Below are 20,369 nucleotides of genomic sequence, written 5' to 3'. Positions count from 1 at the left end.
ATCAATGGCGCCGGATTCTGGTCCTCACATCGAGACGCACAACGCGTGGGTGGAGTTTCCCATCTTCGACGCCAAGTCGCGCTCGTTGAAGAAAGCCTTCCTGGGCAAGGCCGGCGGCACCATCGGCCGCAACAGCTCCAACGTGGTGGTGGTCGAAGCGTTGCGCGACATCACCATGTCCCTCGAGCTTGGCGACCGGGTCGGACTGGTCGGCCACAACGGGGCGGGCAAATCGACTCTGCTGCGCCTACTTTCGGGCATCTACGAACCCACTCGGGGTTGGGCGACGGTCACCGGCCGGGTGGCGCCGGTCTTCGATCTCGGCGTTGGCATGGACCCCGAGATCTCCGGCTACGAGAACATCATCATTCGCGGCCTGTTCCTGGGCCAGACGCGAAAGCAGATGCTGTCCAAGGTCGATGAGATCGCCGAGTTCACCGAGCTGGGCGACTATCTGTCGATGCCGCTGCGCACCTATTCGACCGGTATGCGGGTGCGGCTGGCGATGGGCGTGGTCACCAGCATCGACCCCGAGATCCTGCTGCTCGACGAGGGCATCGGCGCGGTGGACGCCGACTTTTTGAAGAAGGCGCAGTCGCGGTTGCAGAGTCTGGTGGAGCGCTCCGGAATCCTGGTGTTCGCCAGCCATTCCAACGAATTCCTGGCTCGGTTGTGCAAGACGGCGATGTGGATCGACCACGGCGTCATCCGCATGGCCGGCGGCATCGAGGACGTGGTGCGCGCCTATGAAGGGGAGGACGCGGCCCGGACCGTCCGCGAGGTGCTGGAAGAGGACCAGCAAGCGAGGCGGGTCGAGACACCCCTGGCCCAAAGAGCATCCGGGGATGAGTGAGACCGTCGTCGCCGTCGTGGTCACCCACCGGCGCCCCGACGAGCTGGCCAAGTCGCTGGATGTGCTGAGCACGCAGACCCGGCTGCCCGATCACCTGATCGTGGTGGACAATGATTTCTCCGGCGACGGCCGGATCCGCGAACTTGTCGCCGGCCAACCGATCCCGACCACCTACCTGGGATCGCACCGAAACCTCGGCGGCGCAGGAGGTTTCGCGCTGGGCATGTTGCACGCGCTGGCGCAGGGCGCCGATTGGGTGTGGCTGGCCGACGACGACGGACGCCCGCAGGACTCGAACGTGCTGGCCACCCTGCTGGCCTGCGCCGAGAAGCACGGCCTGGCCGAGGTGTCGCCGATGGTCTGCAATATGGACGACCCGCAGCGGCTGGCGTTCCCGCTGCGGCGCGGCCTGGTATGGCGCAGGCGCGCAAGCGAATTGCGCACCGAGGCGGGCCAAGACCTACTGCCCGGGATCGCGTCGCTGTTCAACGGCGCCCTGTTCCGGGCCGCCACCCTGGACGCGGTCGGCGTCCCGGATCTGCGGCTGTTCATCCGCGGCGACGAGGTGGAGATGCACCGCCGGCTGGTTCGCTCCGGCCTGCCGTTCGGGACGTGCCTGGACACGATCTACTTGCACCCCTGCGGATCCGATGAATTCCGCCCGATCCTGGGTGGCCGCATGCACACCCAGTATCCCGACAACCACACCAAGCGGTTCTACACCTACCGCAACCGCGGCTACCTGCTGTCGCAGCCCGGCCTGCGCAAGCTGCTGGTGCAGGAGTGGGTGCGGTTCGGCTGGTTCTTCCTGGTGACCCGGCGCGACCCGCGCGGCCTGCTGGAGTGGATCCGGTTGCGGCGCTTGGGACGTCGCGAACAGTTCGGCAAGTACGATGCGAGAGGCCCCCGATGACGTTCCTCGACGCGGCGGCACAGTCGCGGACCTTCACCCGCGCCTGGGGCGACCTCGTCGACGGCTTCCGCCGACACGAGCTCTGGCTGCACCTGGGCTGGCAGGACATCAAGCAGCGCTACCGCCGCTCGGTGCTGGGGCCGTTCTGGATCACCATCGCGACCGGAACCACCGCCGTCGCGATGGGCGGCCTGTACTCCAAGCTGTTTCATCTCGAGCTGTCGCTGCATCTGCCGTATGTGACGCTGGGGCTGATCATCTGGAACCTGATCAACGCCGCCATCCTGGAGGGCGCCGACGTCTTCGTCGCCAACGAGGGACTGATCAAGCAACTGCCGACGCCGCTGAGCGTGCACGTGTACCGGCTGGTGTGGCGGCAGATGATCCTGTTCGCGCACAACATCGTCATCTACGTCGTGATCGCGATGATCTTCCCCAAACCGTGGTCGTGGGCCGATCTTTCGGTGCTCCCGGCGCTGGCGCTGATCGTGCTCAACTGCATCTGGGTGTCACTGTGTTTCGGCATCCTGGCGACCCGCTATCGCGACATCGGCCCGTTGTTGTTCTCGATCGTGCAGTTGCTGTTCTTCATGACGCCGATCATCTGGAACGACGACACCCTGCGCCAACAGGGCGCCGGACGGTGGTCGAAGATCGTCGAACTCAACCCGCTGCTGCACTATCTCGATATCGTTCGCGCCCCACTGCTCGGGTCGCATCAGGAATTGCGGCACTGGGCCGTGGTGCTCGTCCTGACGGCCGTCGGCTGGATCCTGGCCGCCTTCGCGATGCGCCAGTACCGCGCCCGGGTGCCCTACTGGGTATAGCCCGGCGGGCGATTACTCAAGGCCCCCGCGTCGGCTTGGTTGCCGGGGACCCGTTTTGGGTGGACAGTCGTGCTCAGACGAACGACGGAGGGCGCGGGATGGACATCGTGCCGCTGGGCCCGGGCTTCGCCGCGGAACTGCGCGGAGTGACCATCCACGAGGTGGCCGCGGCCGACGCCGTATACGCGGCGGTGCGCACGGCGTTCGAGGAGCATTCGGTTCTGGTCTTTCGCGACCAGGAGGTCACCGACGAAGCACAACTCGCCTTTTCGCGCCGGTTCGGCCCGCTCGAGGTCACCAAGGCGGGGTCGGTGGGCGCCGGCAGCAACCTCGTCGTCCTCAAGACGCTCGACGAGGAGGGCAACGTGGTGCCGGAGGATCACCGGCTCGCCCTCGAAAACAAGGCGAACCAGCTGTGGCACACCGACAGTTCGTTCAAGCGGCTGCCGGCGCTCGCTTCGGTGCTGTCGTCGCGCATCGTTCCGGCACGGGGCGGCGAGACCGAGTACGTCTCCACCCGGCTTGCGTTCGAGCGCCTCGATCCGGCGCTGCAACGGCGGTTGGAGAATTCCTTCGCCTGGCACGAATACGCCTTTTCGCGCGCCAAGATCGCGCCCAACCTCGTCGGCCCGGCCGAGCGGGCGGCGCTGCCGCCGCAATGTTGGCGTCTGGTGTGGAAGAACCCGGTCAATGGCCGCAAGGCGCTGTACATGGCCTCGCACACCTTCGCGATCGAGGGCATGGAGCGGACGGCGGCGCAGGAGCTGCTGGCCGAGCTGACCCAGGCGGCGACCGCCCCCGGGGCGAGCTATCTGCACTCGTGGCGCCAAGGCGACGTGGTGATGTGGGACAACCGCGCGATCATGCACCGGGGCCGGCCGTGGCCGGCGCGAGAGCCGCGCCACATGGTGCGGAGCACTATTGCCGCGACGGCCGGGGACGGGCTCGACGCGATGCAGGCGCCCATGCGCCGGTGACATGCCACTCTATGCGGCCCAAGATGGTGGCGGGTGCGTCGTCGTGGTGTCACACTGAAACGCCATCTGCGCATCCGGGCGAAAGGTCCACCGACGTGAGCAAAAAGGTCCCATCGGCAGCGGACGCCGCCCGGAACAACCTCGGGGCGGAGCTGGACCGGTTGCGGCAACGGCGTGAGCGGCTCGAGGCCGAGGTCAAGAACGACCGCGGCATGGTGGGCGACCACGGTGACGCGGCCGAGGCGATTCAGCGCGCCGAGGAACTGGTGGTGCTCACCGACCGGATCAACGAATTGGACCGGCGCCTGCGGACCGGGCCGTCGGACGCCGATGCGGCGGAGACGCTGCCCGGCGGCACCGAGGTGACGCTGCGGTTCGCCGACGGTGAAGTCGTCACGATGCACGTGATCTCCATCGTCGAGGAGACACCCGTCGGCCGGGAGGCCGAGACGCTGACCGCGCGCAGCCCCCTGGCCCAGGCCCTGGCCGGGCGCAAAGCCGGCGACACGGTGACCTACTCGACGCCGCAGGGCGAGAACCAGGTCGAGCTGATCTCGGTCAAGCTGCCCCACTAACGTTTGCCGGGGAGCGCCCGCCGGCCCCGTTAGACTCCCCCTCGATGGTTGCCCCGCTGCCCGATTCCGCGTCTGAAGACGTGCGCCCGCACCTGAGCCTGACGACGCAGGTCACCCGATTCGTCGTCACCGGCGGCCTGGCGGGGATCGTGGACTTCGGGCTCTACCTGCTGCTGTGGAAGGTCCTGGGCGTCCAGGTCGACCTGTCCAAGGCCACCAGCTTCATCGTCGGCACCATCACGGCCTACCTGATCAACCGCCGCTGGACCTTCCAGGCGTCTCCCAGCACCGCCCGGTTCGTCGCGGTCATGGTCCTCTACGCCATCACGTTCGCCGTGCAGGTCGGGCTCAACCACGTGTGCCTGGCGCTTCTGCACTACCGCGGCTGGGCGCCGCTCGTCGCGTTCGTCATCGCGCAGGGCACCGCGACGGTGATCAACTTCGTCGTGCAGCGGGCCGTAATCTTCCGCATCCGCTGAGCCGCCCTCCGCAAGCGGTACCCTCTTTGACGATGTCGAGCACCGATCCCCTGACCAAGCCCACCCAGCTGATGGGCTTCGGGCGCACCGCACCGTCGGTGGCCCAGGTGCTCTCTACCCGCGATCCCGAGGTGATCGCCAAGGCGGTGGCCCGGGTGGCCGACTCGGACCATCCCAAGGGCCGGGGCGTGATCGCCCGCGGGCTGGGCCGGTCCTACGGCGACAACGCCCAAAACGGCGGCGGCCTGGTGATCGACATGACCGGGCTCAACCGCATCCACTCGATCAGCGCCGACACCCGGCTGGTCGACGTCGACGCCGGCGTCAGCCTGGACCAGTTGATGAAGGCGGCGCTGCCGTTCGGGCTGTGGGTGCCGGTGCTGCCGGGAACCCGCCAGGTCACCGTGGGCGGCGCGATCGCCTGCGACATCCACGGCAAGAACCACCACAGCGCGGGCAGCTTCGGTAACCACGTCCGGTCGATGGACCTGCTCATGGCCGACGGCACCGTCCGCACCATCACCCCCGACGGGGACGACGCCGAGCTGTTCTGGGCGACCGTCGGCGGCAACGGCCTGACCGGGATCGTGCTGCGCGCCACCATCGCCATGACGCCGACGGAGACGGCGTACTTCATCGCCGACGGTGTCGCCACCCACGACCTCGATGAAACGGTCGCCGTTCACCTCGACGGCAGCGAGGCCAACTACACCTACTCCAGCGCGTGGTTCGACCTGATCAGTCCGCCGCCGAAGCTGGGCCGGGCCTCGGTCAGCCGGGGCAGCCTGGCGAAGCTCGACCAGCTGCCCAAGAAGCTCGCCAAGAACCCGCTGAAATTCGATGCGCCGCAGCTGTTGACGGTGCCGAACGTGTTCCCGGTCAGCGCGATGAACAAGCTGTCGTTCATGGCGATCGGCGAGGTGTACTACCGGCTGGGCGGGACCTACAGCGGCAAGGTTCAGAACCTGTCGCAGTTCTATCACATGCTCGACCTGGTAAGTGGCTGGAATAACGCTTACGGCCCAAGGGGTTTCGCGCAACACCAGTTCCTGGTTCCGCCGGACGCGATGAACGAGTTCAAGGCCATCATCCGCTGGATCCAGACCACCGGCCATTACTCGGCGCTGAACGTGTTCAAGCTTTTCGGGCCGGGCAACCGCGCACCGCTGAGCTTCCCGATGGCGGGCTGGAACGTCGCCATGGACTTCCCCAACAAGCCGGGGATCAACGAGTTCCTCAACGAACTCGACAGGCGCGTGCTCGAATTCGGCGGAAGGGTATACACCGCCAAGGATTCCCGCGTGAGCGCCGAAACCTTCCACGCCATGTACCCGCGCATCGACGAGTGGATCGCCGTGCGACGCAAGGTGGATCCGACCGGGGTGTTCGCCTCCGACATGGCCCGACGTTTGGAGCTGCTTTAAATGGTGCTCGATGCCGTAGGCAATCCGCAGACCATCCTGCTGCTCGGCGGTACCTCCGAGATCGGTCTGGCCATCTGCGAACGCTACCTGCAGAACGCGCACGCGCGGATTGTGTTGGCCGCCATGCCCAGCGACCCCGGCCGCGACGCGGCGGTGGCGCAGATGCAGGCCGCCGGCGCGCGCTCGGTCGAGCTGATCGACTTCGAAGCCACCGACCCCGACACCCACCCGAAGATGATCGATGCGGCCTTCGCCAACGGCGACGTCGACGTGGCCATCGTCGCCTTCGGCATCCTGGGGGACGCCGAGGAGCTGTGGCAGAACCAGCACAAGGCGGTGCAGGCCGTCGAAATCAATTACACCGCAGCGGTTTCGGTGGGAGTGCTGCTGGGTGAGAAGATGCGCGCCCAGGGCTTCGGCCAGATCATCGCGATGAGCTCGGCGGCCGGCGAGCGGGTGCGGCGGTCCAACTTCGTCTACGGCTCCACCAAGGCGGGACTGGACGGCTTTTACTTGGGGCTCGGGGAAGCGTTGCGCGAGTACGGGGTTCGCGTCCTGGTGATCCGGCCCGGCCAGGTGCGTACCCGGATGAGCGCGCACGTCAAGGAAGCGCCGCTAACCGTCGACAAGGAGTACGTCGCCAACCTCGCAGTGACTGCGGCCGCCAAAGGTAAGGAATTGGTTTGGGCACCAGCAGCATTCCGTTATGTGATGATGGTGTTGCGACACGTCCCGCGTCCCATCTTCCGCAAGCTTCCCATCTGAGCATGCGGAACGCGCTGGCCACCCTCGGCCAGATGGCTCTGGCGGTGCTGGTCGCGGTTGTCGTCGCGGTGGTCTCGCTGGTCGCCATCTCTCGCGTGCAGTGGCCGGCGTTCCCGTCCTCCAATCAGCTGCACGCCCTGACCACCGTCGGGCAGGTCGGCTGCCTGGCCGGGCTGGTCGCCGTCGGCTGGGTGTGGCGGCGCTGCGCGCGCCCCCACGCCCGGCTGCTGACCCAACTGGCCGGGCTGGTCTTCGTCTCCGCGTTCACCGTCGTGACGCTGGGCATGCCGCTGGGGGCGACCAAGCTGTACCTGTTCGGCATCTCCGTCGACCAACAGTTCCGCACCGAATACCTGACCCGCCTGGCGGACAGCCCCGCCCTGCGCGACATGACCTATCTCGGGCTGCCGCCGTACTACCCGCCGGGCTGGTTCTGGATCGGCGGGCGCGCCGCCGCGCTGGGCGGATCGCCGGCCTGGGAGATCTTCAAGCCGTGGGCCATCACCTCGATCACCATCGCCGTCGCGGTCGCGCTGGTGCTGTGGTGGCGGATGATCCGATTCGAATACGCGCTGATCGTCACCACCGCGACGGCCGCGGTGACGCTGGCCTACGGCTCTCCCGAGCCCTACTCGGCGATGATCACCGTGTTGTTGCCGCCGATGCTGGTGCTGACCTGGTCGGGTCTGCGCGCCGGTGAGCGTGGGACTGGCCGCGCACCCGACACCGAGCGTGAAACTAACTGCACAGTCGAGTCCGAGCGTGAAACTAACTTCACACTCGCGGCAGCGGAGCGGGAGGAGCCGGACGCGCCCGGCCGTGCGGGGTGGGGCGCGGTGATCGCCGCCGGGCTGTTTCTGGGCTGGACGGCCACCTGGTACACGCTGCTGTTCGGGTTCAGCGCGTTCACCGTCGGGGTGATGGCGCTCTGGCTGGCCGGCGTGCGCTGGCGGCGCAACCGCAAGACGGGTGGCCTCAAAGCCGCCCTCGATCCGCTGCGCCGGTTGGCCGTCATCGCCGGCATCGCCGTGGCGATAGCGTGCACGACGTGGTTGCCGTTCGTGCTGCGAGCGGTGCGCAGCCCGATCAGCAACTCCGGCAGCGCCATGCACTACCTGCCGGCCGACGGCGCCGAGTTGACCTTCCCCATGCTGCAGTTCACGCTGCTGGGCGTCGTCTGCCTGATCGGCACCCTGTGGCTGGTGCTGCGGGCCCGATCGTCGGTGCGGGCGGGTGCACTGGCCATCGGCGTGCTGGCGATCTATCTGTGGTCGCTGCTGTCCATGCTCACCACGCTGGCGCGCACCACCCTGCTGTCGTTCCGGCTGCAGCCGACCCTGAGTGTGCTGCTGGTCGCCGCTGGGGCGTTCGGCTTCCTCGAACTCGCCCAGGTGCTGGCAGCCGCGGGCCGCGACCGCAGCTGGGGCCGCGCCATAACCCCGGTGGCCGGCGCCATCGGCCTGGCCGCCGCGATCGCATTCAGCCAGGACATTCCCGACGTGCTGCGACCGGACCTCACCATCGCCTACACCGACACCGACGGTCACGGGCAGCGCGGCGACCGCCGGCCGCCCAGCGCCGAGAAGTTCTACGCCACCATCGATCACGCCATCACCCAGGTGACCGGCAAGCCGCGCGGCCAGACCGTCGTGATGACCGCCGACTACAGCTTCCTGTCCTTCTACCCCTACTGGGGATTCCAGGGACTCACCTCGCACTACGCCAACCCGCTCGCGCAATTCGACCTGCGGGCCGCGCAGATCAACAAGTGGTCCGACCTCAAGACCGCCGACGAGTTGATCCATGCCCTGGACACCTGCCCCTGGCCCCCGCCGACGGTTTTCCTGATGCGCCGCGGCGCAGGAGGCAACTACACGCTGCGGCTGGCCGAGGACGTCTACCCCAACCAGCCAAACGTGCGGCGGTATACCGTCGATCTGCGCGGAGCCCTGTTCGACAGTCCGCGTTTCGTCGTCCAAAGCGTCGGCCCATTTGTGCTGGCCATCCGCAAGCCCGGGACGTAATTGCTGATGAGCACCGACACTGCGCCTCAAACGGGGCCCCGCACCCCCGAAGAACTAGCATCTAGCCCCGTGAACGACACAGGAGCGAATCACCGGATCGCCCGGCTGGTCGCTTCCGTCGCCGGGCTGCTCGGAGTGCTACTGGCGATCGCCACCCCGCTGCTTCCAGTCGACCAGACCACCGCCCAACTCAACTGGCCGCAGAACGGCACCTTCGGCAGCGTCGACGCGCCGCTGATCGGTTACGTCGCCACCGATTTGACCGTCACCGTCCCGTGCGAGGCCGCCGCCGGACTGGCCGGACCGGGCAACGCCGGCAAGACGGTCTTGCTGTCGACGGTGCCCAAGCAGGCGCCGAAGGCCGTCGACCGCGGACTGCTGATCGTGCGCGCCAACAACGACCTGGTGCTGGTGGTGCGCAACGTCCCGGTGGTGACCGCCCCGCTGAGCCAGGTGCTCAGCCCGGCCTGCCAGCGGCTGACCTTCACCGCGCACGCCGACCGGGTCGCCGCCGAGTTCGTCGGCCTGACCCAGGGACCCAACGCCGAGCATCCCGGCTCGCCGCTGCGCGGCGAGAAGAGCGGCTACGACTTCCGGCCCCAGATCGTCGGCGTCTTCACCGATCTGAGCGGCCCGGCGCCGTCAGGCCTGAAGTTCTCGGCGACCATCGACACCCGCTACAGCAGCAGCCCCACCCCGTTGAAGATGGCCGCGATGATCCTCGGGCTGGTGCTGACGGCCGCCGCGCTGATCGCGCTGCACATCCTCGACACCGCCGACGGAACCCGGCACCGCCGCTTCCTGCCCGCCCGCTGGTGGTCGATCGGCGGTCTGGATGCCCTGGTCATCGGCGTGCTGGTGTGGTGGCATTTCGTCGGCGCCAACACCTCCGACGACGGCTACATCCTGACCATGGCCCGGGTGTCCGAGCACGCCGGCTACATGGCCAATTACTACCGCTGGTTGGGCACGCCCGAGGCGCCGTTCGGCTGGTACTACGACCTGCTGGCGCTGTGGGCGCACGTGAGCACGACCAGTGTCTGGATGCGGCTGCCCACCCTGGTGATGGCGCTGACGTGCTGGTGGGTGATCAGCCGCGAGGTCATGCCGCGGCTGGGCCACGCCGTCAAACAGAACCGCGCCGCGGCGTGGACCGCGGCGGGCATGTTCCTGGCCGTCTGGCTGCCGCTGGACAACGGCCTGCGCCCCGAGCCGATCATCGCGCTGGGCATCCTGCTCACCTGGTGCTCGGTAGAACGCGCGGTGGCCACCAGCCGGCTGCTGCCGGTGGCGATCGCCTGCATCATCGGCGCGCTGACCCTGTTCTCCGGGCCGACGGGCATCGCCTCGATCGGCGCACTGCTGGTCGCGATCGGGCCGCTGCGGACCATCCTGCACCGCCGCTCCAAACGGTTCGGCGCGCTGCCGCTGGTTGCGCCCCTGCTGGCCGCGGTCACCGTCACCGTCATCCTGATCTTCCGCGACCAGACGCTGACCGGTGAAATCCAGGCCACCATGCTCAAACGCGCCGTGGGGCCCAGCCTCAGCTGGTTCGACGAACACCTCCGCTACGAGCGGTTGTTCATGGCCAGCCCCGACGGGTCGGTCGCCCGCCGCTTCGCCGTGCTGGCCCTGGTCCTCGCGCTCGGGATCACGGTGGCAATGTCGTTGCGCAAGGGGCGGATTCCGGGCACAGCCACCGGCCCGAGCCGGCGCATCGTCGGGATCACCATCATCTCCTTCGTGGCGATGATGTTCACCCCCACCAAGTGGACCCACCACTTCGGGGTGTTCGCCGGGCTGGCCGGGCCGCTGGGCGCGCTGGCCGCGGTCGCGGTGACCTCCGCGGCGATGCGATCCCGGCGCAACCGCACCGTGTACGCGGCCGTGGTGCTGTTCTTGGTCGCATTATCGTTCGCCAGCGTCAACGGCTGGTGGTACGTCTCGAATTTCGGTGTGCCGTGGTCGAATGAGTTCCCGGCCTGGCACTACGCCTTCGCCACCGCGCTGCTCGGGTTGACCGTCGTGGTGCTGCTGCTGGCGTCGTGGTTCCACTTCGTCGCCCCGGACAACGGGCCGCCCAAGACCCGCCTGGGCGACCGCGCGGCCGGAATTGTTCAGTCCCCCTTGGCAATTGCGACCTGGCTGCTGGTGGTGTTCGAGGTGGCATCGCTGACCCTGGCGATGACCGACCAATACCCGGCGTGGTCGGTCGGTCGCTCCAACCTGCAGGCTCTGACCGGGAAGTCGTGCGGGCTGGCCGAGGACGTGCTGGTGGAGCAGGACCCCAGCGCCGGGATGCTGACGCCGGTGAACGCGTCGGTGGCCGACGCGCTGGGCGCGGGTCTGTCGGAAGCCTTCACGCCCAACGGAATTCCCGCCGACGTGCGCGCCGACCCGGTGATGGAACGCCCGGGTGACCGCAGCTTCGTCAACGACGAGGAGAAGACCGGCAGCAACCAGGCCGGCACCGAGGGCGGCACCACCCCCGCGCCGGGGATCAACGGTTCTTCGGCCCAGCTGCCCTTCAACCTCGACCCCGCGCGCACCCCGGTGCTGGGCAGCTGGCGCTCGGGCATCCAGGTGCCCGCGCACCTGCGGTCCGGCTGGTACCGGCTGCCCGCCCGCGACAAGGCGGGGCCGCTGCTGGTGGTGAGCGCCGCGGGGCGCTTCGACCCCCGCGAGGTGCAGGTGCAGTGGGCCACCGACGACCAGGCGGCCGGCGGACACCCCGGCGGCTCGTTCCAATTCGCGGACGTTGGCGCGTCGCCGGCCTGGCGCAACCTGCGCCTGCCGATGTCGGCAATTCCGAGTTCCGCCACCCAGATTCGGTTGGTCGCCGACGACGAAGACCTGGCCCCGCAGCACTGGATCGCGCTGACCGCGCCGAGAACCCCGCAGCTGCGCACGCTGCAGGACGTGGTGGGCTCCACCGACCCGGTGTTCCTGGACTGGCTCGTCGGGCTGGCCTTCCCCTGCCAGCGACCCTTCGGCCATCAGAACGGCGTCGACGAGTCCCCGAAATGGCGCATCCTGCCCGACCGATTCGGCGCCGAGGCCAACTCGCCGGTGATGGACAACAACGGCGGCGGCCCGCTGGGCGTCACCGAGCTGTTGGCCAAGGCGACCACCATGGCCACCTACCTCAAGGACGACTGGTCTCGCGACTGGGGCTCGCTGCAACGGCTGTCGCCCTACTACCCCGACGCCGAGCCCGCCCGCCTGCTGCTGGGAACGGCGACGCGCAGCGGCCTGTGGGGCCCTGCCCCGCTGAGACACTAAGGCGCACAACGGGTCTCGAAAAGCCGCGCCTTGCCCGGGTGGGACAGGCGTGAATAGGTCGGCCCGCGACCCTTGAGGTCCGTAGTCGGTAAGTCTAGACTTACGGTTCGTGGTCACTTACCAAACGGGTGACGTCTGGCTGGCGCTGGCGGACGGGACGCGGCGGGCCATCGTGGAGCGCCTGGCCCACGGACCGTCGGCGGTAGGCGAGTTGGCCCGCGATCTGCCGGTCAGCAGGCCGGCGGTGTCCCAACATCTCAAGGTGCTCAAGTCCGCCGGCCTGGTGCGCGACCGCGCCGCGGGAACGCGTCGGGTCTATCAGCTCGACCCCACCGGTCTGCATGCACTCCGCGCCGATCTCGACCGGTTCTGGACACAGGCGCTCGCCGGCTACGCGCAGACCATCGACGAGATGAACGAAGGAGCAACATGACGCAGCGGACCCCCGAGGTCAACCACCAGGTCGTCGTCAACGCCCCCGTCGAGCGCGCGTTCGCCGTCTTCACCGAACAGTTCGGCGCATTCAAACCGCGTGAGCACAACCTGTTGGCGGTCCCGATCGCCGAAACGGTGTTCGAACCCCAAGTGGGCGGCCATATTTACGACCGAGGCGTCGACGGCAGCGTGTGCCGATGGGCGCGAATCCTGGTCTACGACCCGCCCCACCGCGTGATGTTCAGCTGGGACATCGGTCCGACATGGCAGGTGGAAACCGACCCGGCCAAGACAAGCGAGGTCGAAGTGCGCTTCACGGCCGAGTCCGACGATCGCACCCGGGTCGAATTGCAACACCGCCATCTGGACCGCCACGGGCCGGGCTGGGAATCCGTCGCCGACGGCGTCGACGGCGATGCGGGTTGGCCGTTGTACCTGAGTCGGTACGCGGAGCTGTTCAGCGGAGGTGGTACGCGATGAGCTCCGACCTGATGACCATGGCCCGCGAGGAGCGGGCCGACCTCGCGGAATTCCTTGCCACTTTGACACCGCAGGATTGGGATGCGCCCTCCCTCTGTACCCGCTGGACCGTGAAAGACGTTGTCGCGCATGTGATCAGCTACGAGGAGCTGGGCGCGCTGGGGCTGCTGAAACGGTTCGCCAAAGGTTGGATCGTGCGGGCAAACCAGGTGGGTGTCGACGAATTCGCGGTTCTGACCCCAGAACAGCTGCTGGAATTCCTGCGCAGCCACCTCCAACCACGGGGATTGACAGCAGGTTTCGGCGGGATGATCGCGCTCGTCGACGGCACCATCCATCACCAGGACATTCGGCGTGCGCTTGACCGGCCGCGCGATGTGCCGCCCGATCGGCTCACGCGCATCCTTCCCCTGGTGCCCGGCAATCCCCGACTCGGCGCGGGCCGCAGGATCCGGGGCCTGCGCCTGCGCGCCACCGATCTCGAGTGGACGCACGGCGACGGGCCCGAGGTGACCGGCCCTGGCGAGGCGCTCCTGCTGGCCATGACCGGGCGTCCGGCCGCCCTGGCCGACCTGGCCGGGCCCGGGGTCGCCACGCTGGCGGACCGCGTCCGCGGATAGCGTTCGGTGGCCGACTTCTTGTGTCGAGGCGCTGCGCGGCCCCTCGTGCGCATCGGCTAACAGCGACATCCCCACTCGTCCCCGGGGCGCTGCCCGGCCACGCGTCCTCATCGGACAAAGCCGCGTCGCTTACGATCGAGCCTCGTGCCCCACGACGGTAATGAGCGATCGCAGCGGATCCCCCGGTCGGTGGCCGCCATCGCGGGCATCGTGGGCCTGCTGCTGTGCCTGTCCGTCCCGCTGCTTCCGGTCAAACAGACCACCGCAACGGTCCTCTGGCCGCAGGGCGACACCGGCGGGCACGTCAGCCAGATCACCGCGCCCCTGGTGTCGGGGGCGCCCCGGGCGCTGGACATCTCCATTCCCTGCCCCGACATCGCCACCCTGCCCGCAAGCGGCGGCCTGGTGGTCTCGACCCTGCCGCCCGGCGGCATGGACGCCGGGAAGAACGGGCTGTTCGTGCGCGCCAACGCCGACGTGGTCGTCGTCGCGTTCCGGGACACGGTGGCCGCCGTCGCACAACGCTCGGCCGTCGCCGCCGGCGGCTGCAGCGTGCTGCACGTCTGGGCCAACGCCGGCGCCACCGGCGCCGACTTCGTCGGCATCCCCGGCGCCACCGGGGTGCTGTCCCCCGAGAAGAAGCCCCAGGTCGGTGGCGTCTTCACCGACATGAAGGTGCCCGCGGGACCGGGCCTGTCGGCCCGCATCGACATCGACACCCGCTTCATCACCGCGCCCACCGTCATCAAGGAAATCGTGATGATCCTGGGCGCCCTGGCCGTGCTGGCGGCGATCATCGCGCTCGCGGTGCTGGACCGCCGCAGCCGGGGCGGCAGCTTGATCCTCAACTGGCGCTCCCCGATCGCCTGGCTGTCCCGGTATCGCCCCGGCACGCACCTGGCCAACTGGCGGCGGGTGGGAATCGCGACGTGGATCGCCGACGCCGGGGTGATCGCAACGCTGCTGCTGTGGCACGTCATCGGGGCCACCTCGTCGGATGACGGCTACAACCTGGCCATCGCGCGCGTCGCCCCCGGCGCCGGTTACATCGCCAACTACTACCGCTACTTCGGCGCGACGGACGCACCCTTCGACTGGTATCTCGGGCTGCTGGCCAAGATGGCCTCGGTGAGCACGGCCGGCGTGTGGATGCGTCTGCCCGCCACGCTGGCGGCCATCGGGTGCTGGTTGATCATCAGCCATTGGGTGCTGCGCCGGCTGGGACCCGGCCGCGGCGGCCTGGCCGCCAACCGGGTAGCGATCTTCACCGCGGGTGCGGTGTTCGTGGCAGCGTGGCTGCCGTTCAACAACGGGCTGCGACCCGAACCGCTGATCGCCCTCGGCGTGCTGGTCACCTGGATGCTGGTGGAACGCGCGATCGCGCTGCGGCGGTTGGCCCCGGCGGCGGTGGCCATCATCGTGGCGTTGCTCAGCGCGACGCTGGCGCCCCAGGGCCTGATCGCCGTGGCCGCGCTGCTGACCGGGGCGCGCGCCGTCGCCCAGACGATCCGGCGCCGCCGGGCGACCGACGGATTGTTGGCACCGCTGGCGGTGCTGGCGGCCTCGGCGTCGCTGATCCTCGTGGTGGTGTTCCGCAGCCAGACGCTGGCCACCGTCGGCGAATCGGCCCGCATCAAGTACAAGGTCGGCCCGACCATCGCCTGGTACCAGGACTGGCTGCGCTACTACTTCCTCACGGTGGAATCCAACCCCGACGGATCGATGGCGCGGCGATTCGGCGTGCTGGTGCTGCTGCTGTGCATGTTCGGGATGCTGGTCACCCTGCTGCGGCGGGGTCGGATTCCGGGCGTGGCCAGCGGCCCGGCGTGGCGGCTGATCGGCACCACCGCGTTCGGCCTGCTGCTGTTAACGTTTACGCCCACCAAGTGGGCGGTCCAGTTCGGCGCGTTCGCCGGGCTGGCGGGGGCGCTGGGTGCGGTCACCGCGTTCGCCCTGTCCCGGATCGGCCTGCACAACCGCCGCAACCTGACCCTGTACGTGACGGCGCTGCTATTCGTGCTGGCGGTGGCGACCTCGGGCGTAAACGGCTGGTTCTACGTCGGCAACTACGGGGTGCCGTGGTACGACATCCAGCCGGTCATCGCCAGCCACCCGGTGACGTCGATGTTCCTGGCGCTGTCGATCGCGACCGGCCTGCTGGCCGCCTGGCAGCACTTCCGGATGGACTACGCCGGGCACACCGAGGTCAAGGACAACCGGCGCAACCGGGTGCTGGCGTCGACGCCGCTGCTGGTGGTCGCGACCATCATGGTCGTCGGGGAAGTCACCTCGTTGGCCAAGGGCGCGGTGCTGCGCTACCCGCTCTACACCACCGGCAAGGCCAACCTCGCCGCGATCAGTTCGGGCCTGTCGCACGCCAGCTGCGCGATGGCCGACGACGTGCTGGCCGAACCGGACCCCAATGCGGGCATGCTGCAGCCGGCGCCCGGGCAGACCTTCGGCCCGGACGGCCCGCTGGGCGGAAGCAACCCGGTCGGCTTCAAACCGGACGGCGTGGGCGACGACCTGAGGTCGTACCCGGTGGTGACCAAGCCGGGCGTGGTGAATTCCACCGGGTCACCCAACAAACCCAATGCGACCATGAGCGACTCCGCGGGTACGGCCGGCGGGAAGGGCCCGGTCGGAGTGAACGGGTCGCATGCCGCGCTGCCGTTCGGACTGGACCCGGCCCGGACGCCGGTGATGGGCAGCTACGGCGAGAATTCGCTGGCCGCCACCGCGACCTCGGCGTGGTACCAGCTGCCGCCGCGCAGCCCGGACCGGCCGATCCTCGTGGTGACCGCGGCCGGTGCCATCTGGTCGTACAAAGAGGACGGCACCTTCACCTATGGGCAGCAGCTGAAACTGCAGTGGGGCGTCGCCCGTCCCGACGGCACCACCCAGCCGCTGGCAGAGGTGTATCCGATCGACATCGGGCCGGAGCCGGCGTGGCGCAACTTGCGGGTTCCGCTGACCTGGGCGCCACCGGAGGCGAACGTGGCGCGCATCGTCGCGTACGACCCGAACCTGAGCTCGGATCAGTGGTTCGCGGTCACGCCGCCGCGGGTCCCGGTGCTACAGACCCTGCAGCAGTTGATGGGATCGCACACACCCGTGCTGATGGACATCGCCACCGCCGCGAACTTCCCGTGCCAGCATCCGGTCTCCGAACACCTTGGCGTTGCGGAACTTCCGCAGTACCGCATCCTGCCCGACCACAAACAAACGGCGGCGTCGTCGAACGGCTGGCAGGCCAGCGAGGACGGGGGTCCGTTCCTGTTCACTCAGGCGATGCTGCGTACCTCGACGATTGCGACGTACCTGCGTGGCGACTGGCATCGCGACTGGGGATCCGTGGAGCAGTACTTCCGGTTGGTGCCGGCCGATCAGGCGCCGGACGCCGTAATTGAACAGGGTGTGATGACAGTGCACGGCTGGAGCCGCCAGGGACCGATTCGGGCACTCCCATGAGCGTCACGACCATCGACGGCCGCGCGGGCAAGACGGCCTCCCGCCAAGACGTGCGCGTGACGCGCTGGGTCGCGACGATCGCCGGGCTGATCGGTTTCATCCTGTCGATCGCGACGCCACTGCTGCCCGTCGTGCAAACCACCGCGCAGCTGAACTGGCCGCAGAACGGCCAGCTGAACAGCGTTACAGCGCCGCTGATTTCGCTGACACCGGTCGATGTGAAGGTAACCGTGCCGTGCTCGGTGGTGCGCGCTCTGCCGCCGGAGGGTGGGGTCGTGCTCAGCACGGCACCCAAGAAGGGCAAGGACGCCGCGCTCAACGCGCTGTTCGTGGTCGTCAACGGCAAGCGCGTCGATGTCACCGACCGCAATGTGGTAATCGCCAGCGCGGCACGCGATCAGGTGGACTCGCCACAATGTCAGCGCATCGAGATCACCTCGACCAAGGCGGGCGCCTTCGCCTCCTTCGTTGGGCTGAATGATCCGGCGGGCAAACCGCTCGGCGGCGGCTTCCCCGACCCGAACCTGCGGCCACAGATCGTCGGGGTGTTCACCGACCTGAGCGGTCCGGCCCCGGCGGATCTGAAACTGTCGGCGACCATCGACACCCGGTTCTCCACCACCCCAACGACTTTGAAACTGGTCGCGATGGTGCTCGCGATCGTGTCCACCATCGTTGCGCTGATCGCCTTGTGGCGGCTCGACCAGCTGGACGGTCACCGGATGCGCCGGCTCATTCCGGCGAACTGGCGCACGTTCACCCTCGCCGACGTCACGGTGATCTCCGGCTTCGTGCTGTGGCATGTGATCGGGGCGAACTCGTCGGACGACGGCTACATCCTGGGCATGGCCCGCGTCGCCGACCGCGCCGGCTACATGTCGAACTACTTCCGCTGGTTCGGTAGCCCCGAGGACCCCTTCGGTTGGTACTACAACCTGCTGGCGCTGATGACCCATGTCACCGACGCCAGCCTGTGGATGCGCCTGCCGGACTTGATCGCCGGGATCGTGTGCTGGCTGCTGCTCTCGCGTGAGGTGCTGCCCCGGCTGGGGCCCGCGGTGGCCGCCAGCAAGGCGGCGAATTGGGCGGCGGGCATGGTGCTGTTGACGGCCTGGATGCCGTTCGACAACGGCCTGCGCCCCGAGCCGATCATCGCCGTCGGGTCGCTGATCACCTACGTACTGATCGAGCGCTCGATGCGCTACAGCCGGCTGACGCCCGCGGCGCTGGCGGTCATCACCGCCGCGTTCACCCTCGGGGTGCAGCCGACCGGATTGATCGCCGTGGCCGCGCTGGTCGCCGGCGGCCGCCCGATCCTGCGCATTCTGGTCAAACGCCATCGCCTGGTCGGCACCTGGCCGCTGGTGGCGCCGATGCTGGCCGCCGGCACGGTCATCCTGACCGTGGTGTTCGCCGATCAGACGTTGTCAACGGTGTTGGAAGCCACCAAGATTCGCACCTCGATCGGCCCCAGCCAGGCCTGGTACACCGAGAACCTGCGCTACTACTACCTGATCCTGCCCACCGTCGACGGATCGCTGTCACGCCGCTTCGGGTTCCTGATCGCGGCGCTGTGTCTGTTCACGGCCGTCTTTATCATGTTGCGGCGCAAGCGAATTCCCGGTGTGGCACGCGGGCCGGCCTGGCGGCTGATGGGCGTCATCTTCGGCACCATGTTCTTCCTGATGTTCACCCCCACCAAGTGGGTGCACCACTTCGGGCTGTTCGCCGCGGTGGGAGCGGCGATGGCCGCGTTGACGACGGTGCTGGTGTCGCACGAGATCTTGCGCTGGTCGCGTAACCGCATGGCGTTCCTGGCGGCGCTGTTGTTCGTGCTGGCGCTGTGTTTCGCCACGACCAACGGCTGGTGGTACGTGTCGAGCTTCGGCGTTCCGTTCAACAACGTGATGCCGAGGTTCCACGGAATCAGTATCAGCACAGTCTTTTTCGCGCTCTTCGTGGTTGTCGCGCTGTACGCGGCGTACCTGCACTTCGCGCCGAAGGACCGCGGCGAAGGACGGCTGGCGCGGGCGCTGACCGCCGCGCCCGTCCCCGTCGCGGCCGGTTTCATGGCGCTGGTGTTCATCGCGTCGATGGTGGCCGGCATCGTGCGCCAGTACCCCACCTACTCCAATGCCTGGGACAACCTGCGCGAGTTCAGCGGCGGCTGCGGTCTGGCCGACGACGTGCTCGTGGAGCCGGACAGCAATGCCGGCTTCATGGTGCCGCTGCCGGACAATTACGGCCCACTCGGGCCGTTGGGTGGCGTCAACCCAACGGGATTCACGCCCAACGGCGTACCGGACCGCACGCTGGCCGAGTCGATCAAGGAGACGGAGGTGCCGCAGCCCGGCACCGACTACGACTGGGATGCGCCGACCAAGCTGAAGGCCCCGGGCGTCAACGGTTCGACGAGGCCGCTGCCGTATGGCCTCGACCCCAGCCGGGTGCCGCTGGCCGGCAGCTACACCACCGGCGCGCAGCAGCAGAGCAGACTCACCTCGGCGTGGTACCAACTGCCGAAACTCGATGACGGACACCCGCTGGTGGTGGTGACCGCCGCGGGCACCATCGCCGGCAACAGCATCCTGCACGGCCACACCAGCGGGCAGACCGTGGAGTTGGAATTCGGCAGGCCCGGTCCCGGCGGCGCCGTGCAGCCGGCCGGCCGGCTGGTCCCCTACGACCTGTACGGCGAGCAGCCGAAGGTGTGGCGGAACCTGCGCTTCGCGCGCTCCCAGATGCCCGCCGACGCGGTCGCGGTGCGGGTGGTCGCCGAGGACCTGTCCCTGACACCGGACGACTGGATCGCGCTGACCCCGCCACGGGTGCCGGAGCTGCGTTCGTTGCAGGAGTACGTCGGTTCGAAGCGGCCGGTGCTGATGGACTGGGCGGTCGGGCTGGCGTTCCCGTGCCAGCACCCGATGCTGCATTCCAACGGCGTCACCGAGATCCCGGAGTTCCGCATCACCCCGGACTACAACGCCAAGAAGCAGGACACCGACACCTGGCAGGACGGCGTCAACGGCGGCCTGCTGGGCATAACCGACCTGTTGCTGCGGGCCCACGTGATGTCGACCTACCTGTCCCATGACTGGGGCCGTGACTGGGGATCGCTGCGCAAGTTCGACACCATCGCCGACGCGCACCCGGCGCAACTCGACCTGGGCACCGCCACGCGCACCGGATGGTGGACGCCCGGACCGATCCGCATCAAGCCCTAGCGCGCCGCGAAAGTTTGCAA

The 20,369-nt window shown here is 68.4% G+C and carries 15 protein-coding genes; all 15 read left to right on the top strand.

The genetic code is table 11. The features are described from left to right. Positions 1-4: 4 nt before the first annotated feature. Positions 5-853, top strand: coding sequence for a galactan export ABC transporter ATP-binding subunit Wzt/RfbE (gene wzt / locus A5732_RS14620; RefSeq protein ID WP_076055695.1), 849 nt, complete (start codon positions 5-7; stop codon positions 851-853). Continuing rightward, positions 846-1,766, top strand: a complete 921-nt coding sequence (gene glfT1, locus A5732_RS14615; RefSeq protein WP_076102590.1) for a galactofuranosyltransferase GlfT1 — start codon at positions 846-848, stop codon at positions 1,764-1,766. The genes wzt and glfT1 overlap by 8 nt, the downstream gene beginning before the upstream one ends. After that, the gene (gene wzm, locus A5732_RS14610) at positions 1,763-2,593 is read left to right on the top strand and encodes a galactan export ABC transporter permease subunit Wzm/RfbD (RefSeq protein ID WP_076055692.1); all 831 of its coding nucleotides are present in this window, start codon (positions 1,763-1,765) and stop codon (positions 2,591-2,593) included. Before glfT1 ends, wzm begins: the two co-directional genes overlap by 4 nt. 98 nt (positions 2,594-2,691) lie before the next feature. Next, positions 2,692-3,570: a TauD/TfdA dioxygenase family protein gene (locus A5732_RS14605; protein ID WP_076102589.1), complete on the top strand. Its 879-nt coding sequence runs from the start codon at positions 2,692-2,694 to the stop codon at positions 3,568-3,570. 95 nt (positions 3,571-3,665) lie between these two features. Continuing rightward, positions 3,666-4,145, top strand: coding sequence for a GreA/GreB family elongation factor (locus A5732_RS14600; RefSeq protein WP_076102588.1), 480 nt, complete (start codon positions 3,666-3,668; stop codon positions 4,143-4,145). 44 nt (positions 4,146-4,189) lie between these two features. Further along, positions 4,190-4,624: a GtrA family protein gene (locus tag A5732_RS14595; protein ID WP_064950923.1), complete on the top strand. Its 435-nt coding sequence runs from the start codon at positions 4,190-4,192 to the stop codon at positions 4,622-4,624. A gap of 32 nt (positions 4,625-4,656) precedes the next feature. Continuing rightward, complete coding sequence (locus A5732_RS14590; RefSeq protein ID WP_076102587.1) at positions 4,657-6,048, top strand: FAD-binding oxidoreductase; 1,392 nt, start codon at positions 4,657-4,659, stop codon at positions 6,046-6,048. Next, a complete protein-coding gene (locus tag A5732_RS14585) occupies positions 6,049-6,813 on the top strand; it encodes a decaprenylphospho-beta-D-erythro-pentofuranosid-2-ulose 2-reductase (protein WP_076055686.1) in 765 nt (254 codons plus the stop codon). A 2-nt stretch (positions 6,814-6,815) separates the two neighbouring features. Further along, complete coding sequence (locus A5732_RS14580; protein WP_076102586.1) at positions 6,816-8,837, top strand: galactan 5-O-arabinofuranosyltransferase; 2,022 nt, start codon at positions 6,816-6,818, stop codon at positions 8,835-8,837. A 6-nt stretch (positions 8,838-8,843) separates the two neighbouring features. Further along, entirely contained in the window at positions 8,844-12,119 is a 3,276-nt protein-coding gene (locus A5732_RS14575) for an arabinosyltransferase domain-containing protein (RefSeq protein WP_076055683.1), read from the top strand. Positions 12,120-12,228: 109 nt separating this feature from the next. Further along, positions 12,229-12,552, top strand: coding sequence for an ArsR/SmtB family transcription factor (locus tag A5732_RS14570; RefSeq protein ID WP_064950918.1), 324 nt, complete (start codon positions 12,229-12,231; stop codon positions 12,550-12,552). After that, entirely contained in the window at positions 12,549-13,034 is a 486-nt protein-coding gene (locus tag A5732_RS14565) for an SRPBCC family protein (protein ID WP_076102585.1), read from the top strand. Before A5732_RS14570 ends, A5732_RS14565 begins: the two co-directional genes overlap by 4 nt. Beyond that, on the top strand, positions 13,031-13,654 hold the full coding sequence (locus A5732_RS14560) for a maleylpyruvate isomerase family mycothiol-dependent enzyme (RefSeq protein WP_076102584.1): 624 nt from the start codon (positions 13,031-13,033) through the stop codon (positions 13,652-13,654). Before A5732_RS14565 ends, A5732_RS14560 begins: the two co-directional genes overlap by 4 nt. A gap of 144 nt (positions 13,655-13,798) precedes the next feature. Continuing rightward, positions 13,799-17,125 (top strand): arabinosyltransferase domain-containing protein, encoded by a 3,327-nt coding sequence (locus A5732_RS14555; protein ID WP_076102583.1) that lies wholly within the window; start codon positions 13,799-13,801, stop codon positions 17,123-17,125. After that, complete coding sequence (locus A5732_RS14550) at positions 17,122-20,349, top strand: arabinosyltransferase domain-containing protein (protein ID WP_076102582.1); 3,228 nt, start codon at positions 17,122-17,124, stop codon at positions 20,347-20,349. Before A5732_RS14555 ends, A5732_RS14550 begins: the two co-directional genes overlap by 4 nt. Positions 20,350-20,369 lie beyond the last annotated feature (20 nt).

The organism is Mycobacterium colombiense (genome assembly GCF_001953985.1).
GTDB classification, from domain to species: domain Bacteria; phylum Actinomycetota; class Actinomycetes; order Mycobacteriales; family Mycobacteriaceae; genus Mycobacterium; species Mycobacterium colombiense_B.
This window is presented reverse-complemented; position numbering and strand designations above follow the sequence as displayed.